Annotated in this window: 17 protein-coding genes; 4 read left to right on the top strand and 13 right to left on the bottom strand. The window is 69.5% G+C overall.

Features of this window, described 5'->3' with window-relative positions:
• Positions 1 to 79: 79 nt before the first annotated feature.
• From MFF21_RS02885 to MFF21_RS02915, 7 genes are all read right to left on the bottom strand, one after another.
• The gene (locus tag MFF21_RS02885) at positions 80 to 2,839 is read right to left on the bottom strand and encodes a phosphoenolpyruvate carboxylase (protein WP_238309705.1); all 2,760 of its coding nucleotides are present in this window, start codon (positions 2,837 to 2,839) and stop codon (positions 80 to 82) included.
• Positions 2,840 to 3,045: 206 nt separating this feature from the next.
• Positions 3,046 to 3,936: a succinate--CoA ligase subunit alpha gene (sucD, locus tag MFF21_RS02890; protein ID WP_238309706.1), complete on the bottom strand. Its 891-nt coding sequence runs from the start codon at positions 3,934 to 3,936 to the stop codon at positions 3,046 to 3,048.
• An 18-nt stretch (positions 3,937 to 3,954) separates the two neighbouring features.
• Positions 3,955 to 5,127 (bottom strand): malate--CoA ligase subunit beta, encoded by a 1,173-nt coding sequence (locus tag MFF21_RS02895; RefSeq protein WP_238309707.1) that lies wholly within the window; start codon positions 5,125 to 5,127, stop codon positions 3,955 to 3,957.
• Positions 5,128 to 5,409: 282 nt separating this feature from the next.
• Positions 5,410 to 6,036, bottom strand: coding sequence for a methenyltetrahydrofolate cyclohydrolase (gene fchA / locus MFF21_RS02900; RefSeq protein ID WP_238309708.1), 627 nt, complete (start codon positions 6,034 to 6,036; stop codon positions 5,410 to 5,412).
• A gap of 3 nt (positions 6,037 to 6,039) precedes the next feature.
• Entirely contained in the window at positions 6,040 to 6,906 is an 867-nt protein-coding gene (locus MFF21_RS02905; RefSeq protein ID WP_238309710.1) for an NADP-dependent methylenetetrahydromethanopterin/methylenetetrahydrofolate dehydrogenase, read from the bottom strand.
• A gap of 140 nt (positions 6,907 to 7,046) precedes the next feature.
• On the bottom strand, positions 7,047 to 7,991 hold the full coding sequence (locus tag MFF21_RS02910) for a D-2-hydroxyacid dehydrogenase (RefSeq protein ID WP_238309711.1): 945 nt from the start codon (positions 7,989 to 7,991) through the stop codon (positions 7,047 to 7,049).
• A 114-nt stretch (positions 7,992 to 8,105) separates the two neighbouring features.
• Positions 8,106 to 9,314, bottom strand: coding sequence for an aminotransferase class V-fold PLP-dependent enzyme (locus MFF21_RS02915; RefSeq protein WP_238309712.1), 1,209 nt, complete (start codon positions 9,312 to 9,314; stop codon positions 8,106 to 8,108).
• Between the two features lie 633 nt (positions 9,315 to 9,947).
• Here MFF21_RS02915 and MFF21_RS02920 point away from each other — a divergent pair.
• From MFF21_RS02920 to rnhB, 3 genes are all read left to right on the top strand, one after another.
• Positions 9,948 to 10,772, top strand: coding sequence for a UDP-2,3-diacylglucosamine diphosphatase (locus tag MFF21_RS02920; RefSeq protein WP_238309713.1), 825 nt, complete (start codon positions 9,948 to 9,950; stop codon positions 10,770 to 10,772).
• Positions 10,769 to 11,812 (top strand): glycosyltransferase family 4 protein, encoded by a 1,044-nt coding sequence (locus MFF21_RS02925; protein WP_238309714.1) that lies wholly within the window; start codon positions 10,769 to 10,771, stop codon positions 11,810 to 11,812. The genes MFF21_RS02920 and MFF21_RS02925 overlap by 4 nt, the downstream gene beginning before the upstream one ends.
• Before the next feature lie 91 nt (positions 11,813 to 11,903).
• A complete protein-coding gene (rnhB, locus tag MFF21_RS02930; RefSeq protein ID WP_238310171.1) occupies positions 11,904 to 12,536 on the top strand; it encodes a ribonuclease HII in 633 nt (210 codons plus the stop codon).
• Positions 12,537 to 12,585: 49 nt separating this feature from the next.
• Here rnhB and MFF21_RS02935 read toward each other — a convergent pair whose 3' ends face one another.
• The 4 genes from MFF21_RS02935 to MFF21_RS02950 all read right to left on the bottom strand — a co-directional run bounded on the left by MFF21_RS02935 (position 12,586) and on the right by MFF21_RS02950 (position 16,474).
• Positions 12,586 to 13,350: an ABC transporter permease gene (locus tag MFF21_RS02935; protein WP_238309715.1), complete on the bottom strand. Its 765-nt coding sequence runs from the start codon at positions 13,348 to 13,350 to the stop codon at positions 12,586 to 12,588.
• Positions 13,347 to 14,141: an ABC transporter ATP-binding protein gene (locus tag MFF21_RS02940; protein WP_238309716.1), complete on the bottom strand. Its 795-nt coding sequence runs from the start codon at positions 14,139 to 14,141 to the stop codon at positions 13,347 to 13,349. Before MFF21_RS02940 ends, MFF21_RS02935 begins: the two co-directional genes overlap by 4 nt.
• Positions 14,141 to 15,121: an ABC transporter substrate-binding protein gene (locus MFF21_RS02945; RefSeq protein WP_238309717.1), complete on the bottom strand. Its 981-nt coding sequence runs from the start codon at positions 15,119 to 15,121 to the stop codon at positions 14,141 to 14,143. Before MFF21_RS02945 ends, MFF21_RS02940 begins: the two co-directional genes overlap by 1 nt.
• Before the next feature lie 231 nt (positions 15,122 to 15,352).
• Positions 15,353 to 16,474, bottom strand: coding sequence for a PA0069 family radical SAM protein (locus tag MFF21_RS02950; RefSeq protein WP_238309718.1), 1,122 nt, complete (start codon positions 16,472 to 16,474; stop codon positions 15,353 to 15,355).
• Positions 16,475 to 16,645: 171 nt separating this feature from the next.
• Here MFF21_RS02950 and MFF21_RS02955 point away from each other — a divergent pair, with 171 nt between their 5' ends.
• On the top strand, positions 16,646 to 17,167 hold the full coding sequence (locus tag MFF21_RS02955) for a glycosyltransferase family protein (RefSeq protein WP_238309719.1): 522 nt from the start codon (positions 16,646 to 16,648) through the stop codon (positions 17,165 to 17,167).
• Between the two features lie 18 nt (positions 17,168 to 17,185).
• Here MFF21_RS02955 and MFF21_RS02960 read toward each other — a convergent pair whose 3' ends face one another.
• A complete protein-coding gene (locus MFF21_RS02960; protein WP_238309720.1) occupies positions 17,186 to 17,476 on the bottom strand; it encodes a hypothetical protein in 291 nt (96 codons plus the stop codon).
• Between the two features lie 82 nt (positions 17,477 to 17,558).
• On the bottom strand, positions 17,559 to 17,921 hold the full coding sequence (locus MFF21_RS02965; RefSeq protein ID WP_238309721.1) for an energy transducer TonB: 363 nt from the start codon (positions 17,919 to 17,921) through the stop codon (positions 17,559 to 17,561).
• Between the last annotated feature and the right edge of the window lie 28 nt (positions 17,922 to 17,949).

Consider the following 17,949-nt stretch of genomic DNA (forward strand, 5'->3'; position numbering starts at 1 on the left):
GTTTGGCGCGCCGCGTCTACCGCCCCGGGCGACAGAACGGCACGATCCTTTCGCGGGCGGGCCGGGGCCGGCCCTTCCCTCAGCCGGTCGCGCCGAAGCCGACCGCGATGCAGTTGATCGACAGGAGCAGGGCCGACTTCACGGCCTCGCGCTTGTCGTCGTCCTCCTCCGAGCGGAAGCGGCGCAGCAGCTCCACCTGCTCGCGGCTGACCTGGTTGATGGTCGGCAGGCGGCCGGTCAGCCGCTCGCGGAATTGCGGGAAGCGGGCGGCGAGCTCGTCGTCGCCGCTGATGCGCAGCACCATCTCCTTCGTGAGGGCGTATTCCGCCTCGATCATCCCGAAGATGCGGGTGCGGATCTCGGGGTCGGCGACGAGCTTGGCGTAGTCGCGGGCGATGTCGAGATCGACCATCAGCAGGGTCTTCTCGACCTCGTCCAGGACGAGGCGGAAGACCTTGCAGTCGCGGAACAGGCGGCGCAGCAATTCCTCGCCCTGTTCCCCGCGCACGTCGAGGAAGCTCTTCAGCCCCGAGCCGACGCCGTACCAGCCGGTGATGACGTGCCGGTTCTGGGACCAGGCGAACACCCAGGGAATCGCGCGCAGATCCGAGAGCGAACGGGCGCCGAAGCGGCGGGCCGGGCGCGAGCCGATATTGAGCAGCGCGATCTCGTCCAGCGGGCTCGCCGACTGGAAGTAGTCGACGAGGCCGTCCGCCTGCAGCAGGTTGACATAGGCCGCCCGCGAGGCGCCCGAGAGCGCTTCCATGGCATCGTCGTACTCGCTGCGCGACTGCGTGCTCGCCTCCCGCTCCGACTGGAGGGCGTGCTCGAACACCGAGGAGGCCAGCAGCTCCATCTGGTAGGCCGCGGTGCCGCGGTTGGCGTATTTGAACGAGACGACCTCGCCCTGCTCGGTGATGCGGAAGCGCCCGTTGATCGAGCCGGGGGGCTGGGCTGCGATGCCGCGCTGGGTCGGCACGCCGCCGCGGCTCACCGAGCCGCCGCGGCCGTGGAAGAAGGCGATCGGCACGCCGGCATGCTTGCCGAGCGCGGTCAGCCGCGCCTGGGCCTTGTAGAGCTCCCAGTTGGAGGCGACGAAGCCGCCGTCCTTGTTGGAGTCCGAATAGCCGATCATCACCTCCTGCACGCCGCCCTGCCAGCGGGTGGAGCGGCGCACCACCGGAACCGCGAGCAGCTCCTTCATGATGGCGGGCGCGGCGCGCAGGTCGTCGATGGTCTCGAAGAGCGGCACGATCGGCAGCGGGCAGATCTCGGTGCCGGTGCTGTCGAGGAAGATGCCCGCCTCCTTGGCGAGCAGATAGGCGCCGAGCACGTCGTCGACCGAGCGGGTCATCGACAGGATGAAGGCGCCGAAGGCCTCCCGGTCGAGCTGTTCGCGCATCTCGCCGACGAGGGCGAAGGTGTCGAGGGTCTCGCGGGCATCGTCCGGCAGGCCCTCGAAGGAGCGTTCCGGGTCCCGCGGGCGGGCGAGCTCCGTCAGCAGCCATTCGCGCCAGGCCGGCGTGTTCAGCTCGGGCGGGGTCCGGTCGCCGTTGCGCTGCTTCCAGAGAGCCTGCAGCGTGTTGGTGGTGCGGGTCGAGTTCTCGCGCAGGTCGAGGCGGACCGTGGAGAAGCGGAAGATCTCCACCATGCGCCGCACCGGCCGCACGAGGTCGACGGCGAGGGAGGGGCACTTGGAGTCGGTGAGCCCCTGCTCCAGCACCCGCAGGTCGTTGATGAGCCCGTCGGCGCTCGGATAGTCCGGCCCCGCCGAGCGCTGGCCCTTGTTGCGCTGGATCGTGGCTTCGAGCTTGCGCAGCACGCAGGTGAGATACTGGCGGAAGGCCTCGCCCGGATTGCGGTGGGCGATGGCCTTGCCGTCCCCGCTCTCGTCGAGGAGCAGGGCGAGCTCCTTGCGGAAGCTTTCCGGCACGGGCAGCGAGCGCTCGGTCAGGGAGAGCACCCGGCCGAGATGGGTGATGCCGTCGCGGTAGCGGCGCAGGGAAGCCAGCGCGTTGCGCTTCAGGGTCTCGCGGGTGACGCTCGCGGTGACGTAGGGATTGCCGTCGCGGTCGCCGCCGATCCAGCTTCCGAACTGGAAGAAGGGCGGCACCTCGAAGGTCTCGTCGGGATAGTATTGCGCGAGGCTCTCCTCGAGGGAGTACATCACCTCGGGCAGCATCTCGAACAGGGTCTCGTCGAAGAAGTGCAGTCCCCAGGCGACCTCGCGCTCGACGGTGGCCTTCTCCAGATGCAGCTCGCCCGTCATCCAGACCAGCTCGATCTGGTCGCGCAGGTCGTTCATCAGGCCGTTGCGCTCGCGCTCGGTCCAGCGCGGCAGCTCCAGTTCGCGCAGGACGAGGTAGATCCGGCGCAGCTTCTCCAGCACCGTGACGCGCTTGCCCTCGGTGGGATGGGCGGTGATCGTCGGGCGGATGCGCAGGTCCTTGAGCAGGGCATGGATCTGCGGGGCCTTGATGCCGCTCTGCGCGGCCTCGGCCAGCACCTTGGCGAAGGAGCCGCGCAGGGCCTCGCGGCCGGAATCGCGCTCCACATGCCGGCGCCGGCGCATGGCCGCGTTCTGCTCGGCGATGGAGAGCAGCTGGAACCAGATCCCCTGCACCTGCAGCGCCCGGGCGAGCATCTGCGGGGTGAAGTTCGAGATGTCGGCGGTGCCGTGCAGCACGGCCTCCAGCTCCGGCTCGTGCCGCCGCGCGACGTCGAGCAGGGCATGGAACAGGATGTCGAGGGCTTCCTTCGACGACGTTCCCGTGATGACGGGCGGTGCGAAGGTGCTGTCGGCGACGGCCGCAGGCACCGCATGCAGCGTGGCGGGCATCGTGGGCGACCTCCCTTGGATTTCGAATGGGCGCGCGGCTCGCGGCGAGCGCAGCGCATGACCTCCCCCTTCGGCGGGGGAGGGGACCCGCGGAGCGGGGGGAAGAGGGGCGGGGCCCGTGCTCTCCGGGCGCGACGCTCCCGCTCCGGACCCTCGCCGCGGCGAGGGCAGCCCTCCCCCGTGGCGGGGGAGGGGATCGGCGGCGGTCAGGCCGCCCGCCTGAGCACGTGGGCCACGGTCTCGCCGAAGGAGCCCGGATCGGGCGCCACGGTGAGGCCGTAGGAGCGCATGATCTCCGCCTTCTCCGCGGCGCTGTCGCCGGAGGCCGAGATGATGGCGCCGGCATGGCCCATGCGGCGGCCCTTCGGCGCCGTGAGGCCGGCCACGAAGCCGATCACCGGCTTGGAGAAGTTCTCCTTGATCCAGGCCGAGGCTTCGGCCTCCTGCGGGCCGCCGATCTCGCCAATCATCAGCACGGCCTCGGTCTCCGGATCCTTCTCGAACAGGGCGAGATGGTCGAGGAAGGAGGAGCCGTTGATCGGGTCGCCGCCGATGCCGACGGAGGTCGAGATGCCGATGCCGAGGGCCTTCATCTGCGCGGCGGCCTCGTAGCCCAGCGTGCCCGAGCGGGAGATCACGCCGACCCGGCCCGGCAGGTAGATGTGGCCAGGCATGATGCCGAGCATCGACTTGCCGGGGGAGATGATGCCGGCGCAGTTCGGGCCGACCACCATCGTGCGCCGTTCCTTGGGATAGCGCATCAGGTAGCGCTTCACGCGCATCATGTCCTGGGCGGGGATGCCGTCCGTGATCGAGCAGACCAGCTTCAGGCCCGCATCCGCCGCCTCCATGATCGCGTCCGCGGCGAAGGGCGGGGCGACGAAGGTGATGGAGGTGGTGGCGCCGGTCTCGCGTACCGCGTCCTTGACTGTGTTGAACACCGGCACGCCGACATGGGTCTTGCCGCCCTTGCCGGGCGTGACGCCGCCGACGACGTTGGCGCCGTACGCGATCATTTCCTTGGCGTGGAAGGTGCCCTTGTCGCCCGTGATGCCCTGGACGATGATCGGGGTCTTCTCGTCGATGAGAATGCTCATGGCGTGTCCTCCCCGGGCTTAGCGCTTGGCGCCGTTGCAGGCCTCGACGGCCTTCTTCGCGGCTTCCGACAGGGTGTCGGCGGTGATCAGGTCGAGGCCGCTCTCGGCGAGGATCTGCTTGCCGGCCTCCACGTTCGTGCCGGCGAGGCGCACCACCAGCGGCACGTCGATCTTCACCTCCCGCGCCGCCTTCACGACGCCCTCCGCGACCCAGTCGCAGCGGTTGATGCCGGCGAAGATGTTGACGAGGATCGCCTTCACGTTGCGGTCCGACAGGACCAGGCGGAAGGCGGTGGCGACGCGCTCGGGGGATGCGCCGCCGCCCACGTCCAGGAAGTTCGCCGGCTCGCCGCCCGCGTGCTTGATCATGTCCATGGTGGCCATGGCCAGGCCGGCGCCGTTGACGATGCAGCCGATCTCGCCGTCGAGGCCAATGTAGCTGAGGTTGTGCTCGGCGGCCTGGGCCTCGCGCGGATCGCCCTGGGACGGGTCGTGCATGTCCGCGATGTTGCGGCGGCGGAACATGGCGTTGTCGTCGAAGGACATCTTGGCGTCGAGCGCCAGCACCCGGTCGTCCTTGGTGACGACCAGCGGGTTGATCTCCAGCATGGTGCCGTCGCAGTCGCGGAACGCCCGGTAGGCGTTCATGATCGTCTTCACCGCGGCCGAGACCTGCTTGATGTTGAGGCCGAGCTGGAAGGCGATCTCGCGGGCCTGGAACTGCTGAAGGCCCACCGCCGGCTCGACCACGACCTGGATCAGGGCCTCCGGCTCCTTGGCCGCGATCTCCTCGATGTCCATGCCGCCGCGCTGGGAGGCGATGACGCGCACGCGCTCGGCCTTCCGGTCCAGCACGTAGCCGAGATACAGCTCGCGCTCGAACGGGTCGGCGGTCTCGACATAGACGCGCTGCACCGGCTTGCCCTCGGGGCCGGTCTGGATCGTCACGAGACGCTTGCCCAGCAGGTCGCGGGCGGCGTCACGGACCTCGTTGTAGGTGCGGCACAGCTTGATGCCGCCCGCCTTGCCGCGGGCGCCGGCATGGATCTGCGCCTTCACCGCCCAGAACGAGCCGCCGAGTTCGGTCGCGGCATAGACCGCCTGGTCCGGGCTGAAAGCCACGGCGCCCTTCGGGACGGCGACGCCGAAGCTCGCAAGCAATTCTTTTGCTTGGTATTCGTGAACGTCCATCGAAGTTCTCCTTCGCGTTTCCTCGGGCGCACCTTCGCGTAAAATCGAATTTACGGGAAGTCGGCCGCGCTTAAATTTTTTCTTTTGTTGTGCTTCAATTTGCTTGCAGGCCAGATACTTAGCGGCCTTTCGAATGCCCCTTGCCGGACCTTCTCGGTCTTCGACGGCATGTCCTCCCTCTCTTGGGAGAGACCCAAGGGGGCGGTTCGACCGCTCCTCGACCGGGCCTTGCTGCGGATCCCGGGCGCGCCCGGGAGATCCAGGGGTGAAGAGCGCCCCCGCTCAGTTCACCTTGTTCTTCACCACCTCGTAGACGCGCTCGTTGAGCGCGGCCGCCTCGCCCAGCAGGGATTCGAGCTCCTTCAGCCGTTCCTCGGCGAAGGCGCGATCCTCGAGGCCCTTGGCGTTGACGTAGACGTTCAGCGCCGCCGAGCGCAGCCCGGCGAAGGCGGAGAGGACGGCGACGCCCGCATCCGAGATCACGTTGAGGTTGCCCTTCTCGGCGACGATCTCGGCGAGGTCGATCACCTGGCGGCAGACGCGGCAGCAGGCGAGCGGCACGTCGGTCGCGGTCTTGAGGGCTTCCTGGATCTTGGCCGAACGTGTCGCCTTCTCCTCGTCGGTGGTCTTGGGCAGGCCGTAGGCCCCCATCACCGCGTCGAAGGCCTCGACGTCGTCGGCGATCATGCCGGTGAGCGTCTTGCGCAGGGCCTCGGACTTCTCGAGGACCTGCTTCAGCTCGGCCTCGACCTCGACATACTTCTTCTTGCCGATGGTGAGGTTGCACACCATCGACACGAGGGCGGCCCCCATGGCGCCGGAGATGGCGGCGGCACCGCCGCCGCCGGGGGTCGGGGCCGAGCTCGCCAGCCCGTCGAGAAACGTTTCGATCGTCGCGTTGGCGGCCATGGCTCAGGCCATTTCCTTGGCGAGGGCGTAGATGTTCTCCGCGTCGAACACGCCCTCGGTGGATTCGAACAGCTTGGCCACGCAGGCGCGGTGCAGCTTGAGCTTGAGGCCGCCGATGCCGAGCGCCCCGAAGGTGAGCTTGCCGTGGCGCTCCTTGCCCTTGTCCATGGCGTCGATGCCGCCGAAGCCGAGGGGGGGCTGGGCGTTGTAGTCGGCCACGATCTCGATGGAGGCCTCGTCCTTCCAGCCGGACTCGGGCAGAAGCTCGATGCCGATGGCGCCGGCGGAGAAGATCAGGTTCTGGCCCTTCACCAGGGCGACGCGGGAGGCCTCGTCCGGGGTGGCGGCGGCCGTCACGTTCACGCCGAAGCGCTTGTTGACGTTGTCCGCCGCGGCCTGGGCGCGGTCGAGCTGGCGGGCGGCGATGATCACCTCGGCGCCTTCCCGGGCGAGCAGGGCCGCCGAGCGCATGCCGACCGGGCCGGTGCCGGCGAGCACCACGGCCTTCTTGCCCTTCACGGAGCCGCCGGCCGCCTTCACGGCGAGGGCCACGCCCGCCGCCGCGGTGGTGTTGGAGCCGTTGGAATCGAGCATCGCCGAGACGCGGAACGGGCCGAAGAAGCGCTTCTTGACCGCCTCGAACACCGCCTCGCCGGCCGCCATGTTGCCGCCGCCGACGAAGATCGCCGTCGACTTCTTCTCGGAGCCGCCGCGGGTGTAGATCGTGCCGTCGACCAGCGCGCCGACATTCTCCGTGGTCACGTTGCCGTAGCCGGTGATGTGGTCGGCGCCGCCGTCATAACCGACCACCGTGTCGAACACGCTCGGGACCGCATCGGTGTCGAACAGGAAGAGAAGCTTCTTGGTCATGGTGCCTCTGGCTGCTTCTTGGCCGCGCTGAATCGGGCGCGGCGCGTTTCCATGGAGAGACGTCCGGCGCTCTCGCGCGCCGGCCGCCCTCGCCCCGGGATGTCTTTTCGTTCTTCGCGGACCGCCTCGCGGACGGCTGCTTACGGCTCGACGACGTTCTGCGGCTTGCCCGCGACGAAGGCCTCGATGTTGTCGACGAGCTGATCGGCGAGGATCTGCATCGCCTCCTTGCTCGCCCAGGCCACGTGCGGGGTGACGATCAGGTTTGGCAGATCGGCCTCGCAGAGGATGTTGCCGTTCTTGGGCGGCTCCTGGGCCACCACGTCGAAGCCGGCGCCGGCGATGGTGCCGTCCTTGAGCGCCTCGAGCAGGGCCGCCTCGTCCACGAGCCCGCCGCGGGCCGTGTTGATGAGGATCGCCGACTTTTTCATCTTCTTGAGCTCTTCGGCCCCGATCAGGTTCTTGGTGTCGGGGGTGAGCGGCACGTGCAGGGTGATGACGTCCGACTGGGTCAGGATCGTCTCGAAATCGACGAGGCCCTCCTGCGGGAACACGTCGTAGGCCAGCACCTTCATGCCGAGTGCTTCCGCGCGCTTGGCGATCGACTTACCCAGCGCCCCGTAGCCGATGATGCCGAGCGTCGAGCCGGCGATGTCGTAGATCGGGTAGTCGAAGTAGCAGAACTGGGTCGACTTGTTCCAATCGCCCCGGCGCACGGAATTGGCGTAGGGCACGATCGCCCGGCGCAGGGCGAACATCAGGCCGACCACGTGCTCGGGCACGGTGTTGAAGGCGTAGCCGCGGATATTGACGGTCGTGATTCCCTGCGCCTTGGCAGCGGCCTTGTCGACGACGTCCGTGCCGGTGGCGGCGACCGCGATCAGCTTGAGGTCCGGGAGCTGCTTCAGCGTGTCGGCCCGCATGGGCACCTTGTTGATGATCGCGATCTCGGCGCCCTTCAGGCGCTCGACGATCTCCTCCGGCGTCCAGGTCGACTCGTATTCCTTGTATTCGTGCGGGAAATTGAATGCGCGAACCGTCGCATCGAGCGACTCGCGGTCGAGGAACACGACTTTTTTCGTCATCTTGGACCCCTGCCTTCCGGACGGTCGGCGCTGGCGTGATCCGCCGACCTTGCTCCCTGGGTGACGCAACCGGCGCCGGGCTGGCAAGCCCGGCGCCGGTTGCGCGACACGGTCTTACGACTTGGAGAGCGGGTGCTCGCGCAGGTAGCTGGAGGCCGCCGCCACGCCGGAGCCGGGGGTGACCTTGATGCCGTTGTCGAGGAGCGACATCTCGGCGCCGGCGATCGCGCCGAGCAGCGAGAGCTCGTTCAGGTCACCGACATGGCCGATGCGGAACACCTTGCCCGCGACCTGGGACAGGCCGGCGCCGAGGGCGAGGTTGTAGCGCACGAAGGCGTGCTTGATGACCTTGGCGGCGTCGAAGCCCTCCGGCACCAGGATGGCGGTGACGGTGTCCGAGTTCCAGCGCGGGTCCTTGGCGCAGGTCTTCAGACCCCAGGCCGCGACGGCCTGGCGGGTGGCCTCGCCGAGCACCGCGTGGCGGTGATAGACGTTCTCCAGGCCTTCCTCGAACAGGCAGGCGAGCGCCTCGCGCAGGCCGTAGAGCAGCGGCAGCGGCGGGGTGTAGGGGAAGTAGCCGGCGCCGTTCTGCTTCTTGTGGTCTTCCCAGTCGAAGTAGACGCGGGCGAGCCGGTCGTTGCGGCCCGAGGAGCCCTCGGCGGCCTTGAGCGCCTTCTGGCTGACGCAGATCACGCCGAGGCCGGCGGGGAGCATCAGGCCCTTCTGGGAGCCGGCGATGGCGCAGTCGACCTTCCACTCGTCGGCGTAGAACGGCAGCGAGCCGATCGAGGACACGCCGTCGACGAAGAGCAGGGCCGGGTGGCCGGCGGCGTCGATCGCCTTGCGCACGGCGCCGATGTCGGAGGTCACGCCGGTCGCGGTCTCGTTATGGACCACCATGACGGCCTTGATCTCGTGGTTCTTGTCGGCGCGCAGGGCCTCCTCGATCTTCTCGGGATGCGCGCCGGTGCCCCACTCCTCCTCCTGGACGATGACGTCGAGGCCGAGGCGCTGCGCCATGTCGATCCAGAGGTGGCTGAACTGGCCGTAGCGGGCGGTCAGGACCTTGTCGCCGCGGGCGAGGGTGTTGGTCAGCGCGGATTCCCAGATGCCCGTGCCGGAAGCGGGGAACAGGAAGATCGTGCCCTCGGTGGAGCCGAACACCTTCTTGGTGTCCTCGAAGAGCGGCTTCGTCAGCGACGGGAAGTCGACGGAGCGGTGATCCTCGGACTGCACCAGCATCGCGCGCATGACGCGGTCCGGGATGTTGGTCGGGCCGGGCACGAACAGATGGTTGCGCCCCGGCCGTCTCGTTGCCGCCATGGTGTTTCCTCCGAGTTACCTGAATGAAGCAGCGGGAGCGCCGGGAAGCGCCCACGCCTCGTGTGGAACGGCGGGGCGCGGGGCGCCCGCCGCGGATTTTCTTCTGTCCGGCCCGGAGGGGATCGCGCCCGCCCCGGCCCGGTGGCCCGCCATACGGGCGTCTCGACCTTGGCAGAGGCGAGACCGCCGCGCCCATGCGATCGCCTGGGCACAGGGATGCGCGGGGATCGCGCCCGCCGCCTCTGCCATCGGGAGGGTGGGATGTCCCGGCGCCGGCCGCCGTTCCGGGTCGTGCCGCCGCGGCGCGAGGCGGATGGCCGATCGAGTCGAAGACGCGTGAACCCGCGTTCCGACCGCCATGGGACATGTCCTTCCTGTGGTCGATGATCCCGGTAGACCGCCCGAAGGCTCCGGGCACAATCATGCCCGGCGGGTCACCTTGGCCTGGACCATGCCCCGATTGCCGGACAGGGAAAAGCTCAAAAAACTGAACGGGCCGAGAAAAAAATTTCGGTGTGCCAAGTGCTTCGCGGCGCCTGCACAATAGCACGCGGAGGCCCGGCGCGCGGGCCGTCATCAAACTGAGATCGGCTTCGGTTTTGGCTCCCGGCGAGGATAATGCCGGAGGCTGACTTGGCCGAGGATCCCGAAAAGACCACCCGGGTGCGGACTCTCTTCCTGTCCGACATGCATCTGGGCACCAAGGGCTGCCAGGCGGGCCTGCTGCTCGACTTCCTGCGCGACTACGACGCCGACACGATCTATCTCGTCGGCGACATCGTGGACGGCTGGCAGCTCCGCTCGGGCTGGTACTGGCCGCAGGCCCATAACGACGTGGTGCAGAAGCTGCTGCGCAAGGTCCGCAAGGGCACGCACATCGTCTACGTCCCGGGCAACCACGACGAGTTCCTGCGCGACTTCCTGGGCACGACCTTCGGCGGCATCGAGATCGCCGACAGCCGCATCCACGTCGCCGCCGACGGCAAGCGCTATCTCGTGATCCACGGCGACCAGTTCGACATGGTGGTGCGCCACTCGAAGTGGCTCGCCCATCTCGGTGACGGCGCCTACACCGCCGCGCTCACCCTCAACACCATCCTGAACAAGGTCCGCCGGCGCCTCGGGCTCGCCTATTGGTCGCTCTCGGCCTGGGCGAAGCTGAAGGTGAAGAACGCGGTCAACTTCATCTCCAGCTTCGAGACGCTGCTCGCCGAGGAGGCCCGCCGCCAGAACGCGGACGGCGTGATCTGCGGCCACATCCACCATGCCGCCAAACGCGAGATTTCCGGGCTCACCTATCTGAACACCGGCGACTGGGTGGAATCCTGCACCGGTATCGTCGAGCATTACGACGGCACCATGGAGGTGCTGCACTACCCCTCGATCCTGCGCGCCCGGGCGGCCCAGGTCGCGGAGACGGTGGCGGTGGCCCCGCAAGGGCGGCGGGCCGTCGCGTGAGGCTGCTCATCGCCACCGATGCGTGGCATCCGCAGGTCAACGGGGTGGTGCGCTCGCTGGAGCACATGGTGGAGGCCGCGCCCGCGCACGGCTTCGAGCCGGTGCTGCTCTCGCCGCTGGACTTCGCCTCGGTGCCGATGCCGGGCTATGCCGAGATCCGGCTGTCGCTCGCGACCCGTCTCGGCGTGGAGGCGCGCTGGCCGCGGCTGTCGCCGAGCCATGTCCATATCGCCACGGAGGGGCCGATTGGGCTCGCGGTGCGCCGGGCCTGTCTCGCCCGCAACCGGCCCTTCACGACGAGCTACCACACGCGCTTCCCCGAATACCTCGCCGCCCGGGCTCCCGTGCCGGAGGCCTGGAGCTATGCTTGGCTCCGCCGCTTCCACGCCGCGGCCACGGGCACGATGGTGAGCACGCCCTCCCTGGAGCGGGAGCTGCGCGGGCGCGGCTTCGTCAACCTGATGCGCTGGACCCGGGGCGTCGACACCGAGCTGTTCCGCCCGCACGAGAGCCACGCGCTCGACGGCCTGCCGCGGCCGCTCTTCCTGTTCGTCGGCCGGCTCGCGGTGGAGAAGAACATCGAGGCCTTCCTGGCCCTCGACCTGCCCGGCACCAAGGTCGTGGTGGGGGAGGGGCCGGACCGCGCCCGGCTCGAGGCCCTGGGCTCCGGCGCCCGCTTCCTCGGCGCCCTGACGGGGCAGGCCCTGGCGGACGTCTACGCGGCGGCGGACGTGTTCGTCTTCCCGAGCCTCACCGACACCTTCGGCATCGTGCTGCTGGAGGCCCTGGCCTCCGGGCTGCCGGTGGCGGCCTATCCCGTCACCGGCCCCCTCGACGTGATCGGGGAGGGCGGGGCCGGCGTGCTCGACCACGACCTGCGCGCGGCGGCGCTGGGGGCGCTTCAGGTGCCGCGGGCGCGCTGCCGTGAGGAAGCCCTGCATTACAGCTGGGCCGAGAGCGCGCGGCAGTTCTTCTCGAACATCGCCAGCGCCCATCTGCCGGTCTTCGAGGCGCCGGCCGCGCTTCTCGATACGGTTTGATCCCCCGCCTCCGGGCGTTTGACTCGGGCGCCCCGTTTCTGCGACCGCTGCGCCGGTGACGCGGCCCCGCCGGGCCGCCTTCCCCGCCGTGATGCTGTCCCCGATGCGACCCTTCGATCCCGCCATCCCCTATCCCGCCGTGATCGGCTGCGACGAGGTCGGCCGCGGGGCCCTGTGCGGGCCGGTGATGGTGGCGGCGGTCTGGTTCGATCCCGCCGCCTTCCCGGAGGCCCTGCTCGCCCGGCTCGACGACAGCAAGCGCCTCGACAAGGCGACGCGGGAGGCCCTGACCCCGCTGATCCGGGAGCATGCCCGCGTCTCCCTCGCCGCGGGCTCGCGGGCCCTCGTCGACACGATCAACGTCCGTGCCGCCACCCTCGACGCCATGCGCCGGGCGGTGCTGAAGCTCGGCCTCGATGCGCCGGTCTGCGTCGACGGCCGCGACCGCATCCCCGGCCTCGCCCCGCTGGAATGCCGGGCGATCGTCGGCGGCGACCGCCTGGTGCCGCAGATCGCCGCCGCCTCCATCGTCGCCAAGACGCTCCGCGATGCGCTCATGCGCCGGCTCGCGACCCGCCATCCCGCCTATGCCTGGGAGCGCAATGCGGGCTACGGCACCGCCGCCCATCTCGCCGGCCTGACGGCCTCGGGTCGCAGCCCGCACCACCGTGTCAGCTTCACCGCCCGCTTCCGGGATGCCGGATCGAGCCTCGCAAGGGCGTGATCCGGCCCTTCGCCGACCCGCCGAAGGGGAGGGGCCGTCGAGGGCCGGCCTAGCGGCCGCTCCAGTGCACGAAGCGGTGTTCCGTCCAGGCCGACAGGACGTTGAGCACGTAGCCGAGCGCGCCGGCGGCGAAGATCGCGGCATACATGCGCGGCATGTCGAAGATCATCTGGTTGTTCATGATCCGCTGGCCGAGACCGTCCGTCGAGCCGATGAACATCTCGGCGACGATCACGATGACGAGGGCGATCGAGATGCCGTTGCGCAGGCCGACGAAGGTCTGCGGCAGCGATTCCCACACGGTGACATCGGTCATGACCTGCCAGGCGCTCGCGCCCATGACGCGGGCGGCGAGCTGGCGCTGCTTGCGCGCGTTCATCACGCCGTAGGCGACGTTGAACAGGATCACGAGGGCCGCTCCGAAGGCGGCCACCGCGATCTTCGTGGCTTCGCCGACCCCGAATAGGACCAAGAAGAGGGGGAACAGCGCCGAGGCCGGGGTCGAGCGGAAGAAGTCGATCAGGAACTCGAGGGAGCGGTAGACCCGCTCGGAGGCGCCGAGCGCCACGCCGAGGGGGACGGCGGTGACGAGGGCGATCGCGAAAGCCGCCAGGGTGCGCAGGATGGTCCTGAGCAGGTCGTTCCAGAGGGTCCCGTGTGCGAGATCCTCGGCGAAGGCCGCGACCGTCTGCTCCGGGGACGGAAGCAGGACCGCGTCGACCAGTCCGCTGCGCGAGACCAGGTCCCAGATGAGGCCGAGAAGCAGGAGGCCCAGAAGCGGCCTGAAGCGGGCGAGGAGCGCGCCTGCCGTCATTTGCGGACCTCCTGCTGGAAGATGTGCAGACTTTCCGACTTCACCCGGATGAACTCGGGGGCGACGGTGGTCTCGACCGTCCGGGGGCGTGGCGCTTCGAAGGGGATGCGGCCGGCGACGCGGGTCGGCCGCCTGGTCAGGAGAAGGACCTCGTCGGCCATGAACACGGCCTCGTCGAGATCGTGCGAAACGAGCAGCGTGGTGACGGCACGCTCGCCGAGCACCTTCTGCAGCCGATCGCGCAGGAACAGCGTGGTCTCGTAATCGAGGGCGGAGAAGGGCTCGTCCAGGAACAGCACCTCGGGTTCCACCACGAGGGCGCGCATGATCGAGACGAGCTGCTGCTGCCCGCCGGACAGCTCGTAGGGATAGCGCTGGAGATCGATGCGCACGTCGAAGCTTGCCAGCAGACGCTCGACCCGCGCCTCGGCCTCGGCGCGGCCGACACGGAGAAACTGCAGCGGGTAGCGGATGTTGTCGATCGCGCGGAGCCAGGGAAAGACGGCCTCGCGGTAGTTCTGGAAGACGTAGCCGATCACGCTCCGCCGGACGGGCTTGCCGTCGAACAGGACCGAGCCGGAATCCATCGGCAGGATGCCGGCCATCATGTTGATGAGGGTGCTCTTGCCGCAGCCGTTCGGGCCGAACACGGAGACGAATTGGCCCCGATCGATCGTCAGGTCGAAGTCGCGGTAGAGATCGACGCCGTGGAAGGCCTTCGAGAGGCCCCGCACGACGACATGGGGCGAGGCGCCCCGCGGCTCGGGAGACACCGGCTTCAGCGCCTGCATCAGATCGTCTCGATGAGGGTTCGCACGTCGATCTGTCCGGCGACGACCCCGATCGAGGCCCCGAAGTCGACGAAGGTCTGAAAATCGCGGAGCTGCCGTTCGCTCAGGCCCTTGATCTCGACGAAGTGGCTGAGGGGCACGTCCTTCGCCAGCTCGGGCGGGACGTTCATGTCGCTCACCAGATACGCGCGCACGCTCGGGTCGGAGGCCACGTCCTTCAGGGCGCGCGACCAGGCATGCGCGAAGCGCGCCGCTGTCTCGGGACGCGTCTTGAGCAGGCTGGCCGAGACGGCCGCACCGGCGGCGTAGGCGTCGGCGGTGCGGTCGCCGATCAGGTAGGTGGCGATGACCCCCGCCTCGATGCGCCGTGCCACGCCTTGCTGGATCAGGGCCGTGGCCACGGGCTCGAGCGTGTAGCCGCCGTCGAAGGCGCCGGATTTGAGCGCGCCGAGATGGTTGGAGAGCTGCATCTCCTGGATCTGGTAGTCGGCCCCCTCGCGCAGCCCCGCCTTCGCCAGAACCGCCTTGGAGATGCCGATATTGGCCGGGCCGGGCGAGGTGAAGAGCCGGGCTCCCTTCAGGTCCGCCAGCGTCTTGGCGGGGTGCCCGGTGCGCACCACGAATTGTTCGAACACGTGCTCGCTGTTCTGCGCCACCAGCGAGACGTATTTGAGGGTGCCGGGCCTGCGGACGCTGATATTGGCGCCCTCCAGGGTGACGAGGTTCGACGTCGCGTCGATCGTGCCCGTGACGAGGGCTTGGACGATCAAGGCCGGCGTGCCCAGCGTGACCGTCTCGCAGGCGAGGCCGGCTTCGGCGAAATACCCGCGCTTGAGGGCGACGAAGTAGGGCAGGGCGGCGCCGACCGGGAAAACACCGACTCTCAACGGTTCCGCGGCGCGACTGGGCGCGGCGGTCAAGAGGGCCGGGGCCGCGACGGCGCTCGCGCCGAGGCCGGTGACGAAGGTCCGCCGATCCATGTCCAATCCCCCTCGACGACGTCCGAGCGCCGTCCGCACGTTTCGAGAGGTATTTAACAATATAGGATATTTTTTAACACGATCAAATTTTAGCGTGGCAGCTCAGTTTTCGCGCAGCGCGTCGCCGGAATGTCGGGCAATCGTCGCCCGGGCGCGGCGCGATGGCCTCGGGCCGCAGCCCGCACCGCCGGGTGCGCTTCACGGCCCGCTTCCGGGAGGCCGGGCCGGGTCTCAGAACAGCTTGAGCTGGCCCCCCGGCGCGTCCGGCCTGCGGAACAGCTCCGTGCTCTGGCGCAGGCGTTCCTCCGGATAGCCGAGGCGCGCCTTGGCCAGGGCGAAGCGGCGCCGGATCAGGTCGGCGTAGGGGCCGGACCCGATCATGCGCGTTCCGTAGGCGGAATCGTAGTGCTTGCCGCCGCGGGCCTCGGTGAGCAGCGAGAAGACGTGGTTCCTGCGCCCGGGATAATGCTCGGCGAACCAGTCGTCGACGAGGCCGTCGAGCTCGTGCGGCAGGCGCAGCAGCACGTAGCCCGCCTCCCGCGCCCCGGCGGTCCGGGCCGCCTCCAGAATCGATTCCAGCTCGTGGTCGTTCAGCGAGGGGATCACCGGGGCCGCGAGCACCGTCGTGGGCACGCCCGCCTCGGCGAGCGCCCGGATCGCGGCCAGACGCCGGGCCGGGTGGGGGGCCCGAGGCTCCATGCGGCGGGCGAGCACCGGATCGAGGGTCGTGACCGAGACCGCGACCTTCACCAGGTTCTGCGCCGCCATCTCCGCCAGGATGTCGAGGTCGCGCAGGACGAGATTCGACTTGGTGACGATGCCGACCGGATGCCGGAAGCGGGCCAGCACCTCCAGCACCCCGCGGGTGATGCGGTGCTGCCGCTCGATCGGCTGGTAGGGATCGGTCGCGGTGCCCAGCGCGAGGGTGCGCGGCACGTAGCCGGGGGCGGAGAGCTCCTTCTCCAGCAGGGCGGCCGCGCCCGGCTTGGCGAAGAGCTTCGTCTCGAAATCGAGCCCCGGCGAGAGCCCGGCATAGGCGTGGTTGGGCCGCGCGAAGCAATAGATGCAGCCATGCTCGCAGCCGCGATACGGGTTGATCGAGCGGTCGAACGGGATGTCGGGGGAGCGGTTGCGGGTGATGATGCTGCGGGCGCGCTCCATCATCACCTGCGTGCGCAGGCTCGCCGGCTCCGGTGTCCCGTCCCAGCCGTCGTCGAAGCGCTCGGCATGCATCGCCTCGAACCGCCCGTCGGGATTGGCGGTCGCGCCGCGGCCGCGCCGGGACTCTGCCAGGACCCGCGCCCCGGACAGCCGACGAACGAGATCGGCCGGTCGCGCCGTCGGCTTGCCCAAGGAATCCCCCGTGAAAACATCGATTCGAATGAGAACATAACAGGAACAAAGAAGAGGAAGGATGCACAAATTGCGTGCAGAATCGGAAAATTGATCCCTGCCGGCCGGGGTAGATGTGCGTGCGCGGGCAAAGCCACTTTGCGGGGCCCGAAAATCCGCTATGGGCGCGCCATGATCTCGTGCGTCATCCATGTGTCGCGCCCGGCGGAGGCGGAAGCGATCGAGCGCCTCGCCGATACGCTGAGCGCCCTCGTCGAGGGCGTAGCGGCCGGGCTCGTGAGCGATGCGGTCATCGTGGCGAGCCAGGCCAACGAGGCTTTGGACACGATCGCCGACGGGGCCGGCGCCACCTTCCTGCAACGCTCGCCGGGGGCGAGCCCCTGGAGCGCCGGGGCCAAGGCGGCGCGGCGCGACTGGGTGCTCTGCCTGGAGGCGGGGGACATCCCGTCCGAGGGGTGGATCCGCCATCTCGACCGCTTCGTCGGCACGGCCCGGCCGGAGGTGAGCCTCGGCCGGCTGCGCCGTCCCCATGCGGGCCTACCCTCGCGGATCAGGGCGCGCGGCGAGCGCGTGGTCGGCGTGCGCCGGGCCCGGGCGGGCGATCTGGTGCGGCGCGAGCGCCTGGCCGGGGGCAACGCCTTCCATCCGCGCCTGCATCCACGGATGCTGCTGGCGCGGCTCGACCGGGCCTGAACGCAGCCCAGAGGCCGATCAGTGCGCGGTTTCCAGGCGCACGTGCCCACCCGCGGGATCGACCTGGGCGAGGCGTGGCCCGCAGATCTGCCCGTCCGCCTGCTCCCAGGCCTCGAGGGCCGCGTTCAGCGCCGCCACGATCTCCCGGCCGTCGCGGCCGATGCGGGGCTGCGCGGCTTCGGCTAGACGGGCGAGCAGGGTCTGCTCCTGCTGAGGGTGGAACAGGGCGGTCGCCTGCTGGGCATAGGCCGAATAGGTCAATTCGGCGAGCCGCCGGGCGGCCTGTTCGGCCTTGGTCGTCGCTTCCACGTCGCCGCTCCCGAATCCTGCCGCCGGCGGCGGCCTCGTGTGTCAGAAACGGTCGCAGGCGCGTGGGGATCCCCGCGCCGGCTCAGCGCCACGGCCCCCTGCGCGGCGCGGCCGGGCCGAGGGAGAAACTCAGCTCGGTGAAGCCTTCGAGCGTCAGGATGCGGGCGGGCGGGGGCGGATAGGGGCCGGTCTCGGCGATGGCCTTGCGCAGGCGCCCATCCGGATCGCTGCCCTCCAGGAGCTCCACGCCCTCGACCGCGCCTTCCGCGCCGATGCGGACACGCACCGTCACGGTCTTCGCCGGCGCGGGCAGGGCCCCGACGCGGGAGACCACGCCCGAGACCCAGGTTCTGACGGGATCCGCCTTCTGCGCCTGGGCTGGGGCGAGCATCGCCCAGACCGCGAGAACGACCGGCAGGCGACGTCCGGCGCGGGCGAGAAGCATCGGGACACTCTGATACGCAACAACGCTG

Source organism: Methylobacterium organophilum (genome assembly GCF_022179465.1).
In the GTDB taxonomy this organism is placed as follows: domain Bacteria; phylum Pseudomonadota; class Alphaproteobacteria; order Rhizobiales; family Beijerinckiaceae; genus Methylobacterium; species Methylobacterium organophilum.

Coding starts and splice junctions, on each gene's coding strand:
- MFF21_RS02885 (WP_238309705.1), bottom strand. CDS start 2,839: ATGCCCGCCACGCTGCATGCGGTGCCTGCGGCCGTCGCCGACAGCACC.
- rnhB (WP_238310171.1), top strand. CDS start 11,904: ATGCTGTCCCCGATGCGACCCTTCGATCCCGCCATCCCCTATCCCGCC.
- fchA (WP_238309708.1), bottom strand. CDS start 6,036: ATGGCCGCCAACGCGACGATCGAAACGTTTCTCGACGGGCTGGCGAGC.
- MFF21_RS02915 (WP_238309712.1), bottom strand. CDS start 9,314: ATGGCGGCAACGAGACGGCCGGGGCGCAACCATCTGTTCGTGCCCGGC.
- MFF21_RS02965 (WP_238309721.1), bottom strand. CDS start 17,921: ATGCTTCTCGCCCGCGCCGGACGTCGCCTGCCGGTCGTTCTCGCGGTC.
- MFF21_RS02910 (WP_238309711.1), bottom strand. CDS start 7,991: ATGACGAAAAAAGTCGTGTTCCTCGACCGCGAGTCGCTCGATGCGACG.
- MFF21_RS02940 (WP_238309716.1), bottom strand. CDS start 14,141: ATGCAGGCGCTGAAGCCGGTGTCTCCCGAGCCGCGGGGCGCCTCGCCC.
- MFF21_RS02955 (WP_238309719.1), top strand. CDS start 16,646: ATGATCTCGTGCGTCATCCATGTGTCGCGCCCGGCGGAGGCGGAAGCG.
- sucD (WP_238309706.1), bottom strand. CDS start 3,936: ATGAGCATTCTCATCGACGAGAAGACCCCGATCATCGTCCAGGGCATC.
- MFF21_RS02945 (WP_238309717.1), bottom strand. CDS start 15,121: ATGGATCGGCGGACCTTCGTCACCGGCCTCGGCGCGAGCGCCGTCGCG.
- MFF21_RS02905 (WP_238309710.1), bottom strand. CDS start 6,906: ATGACCAAGAAGCTTCTCTTCCTGTTCGACACCGATGCGGTCCCGAGC.
- MFF21_RS02895 (WP_238309707.1), bottom strand. CDS start 5,127: ATGGACGTTCACGAATACCAAGCAAAAGAATTGCTTGCGAGCTTCGGC.
- MFF21_RS02935 (WP_238309715.1), bottom strand. CDS start 13,350: ATGACGGCAGGCGCGCTCCTCGCCCGCTTCAGGCCGCTTCTGGGCCTC.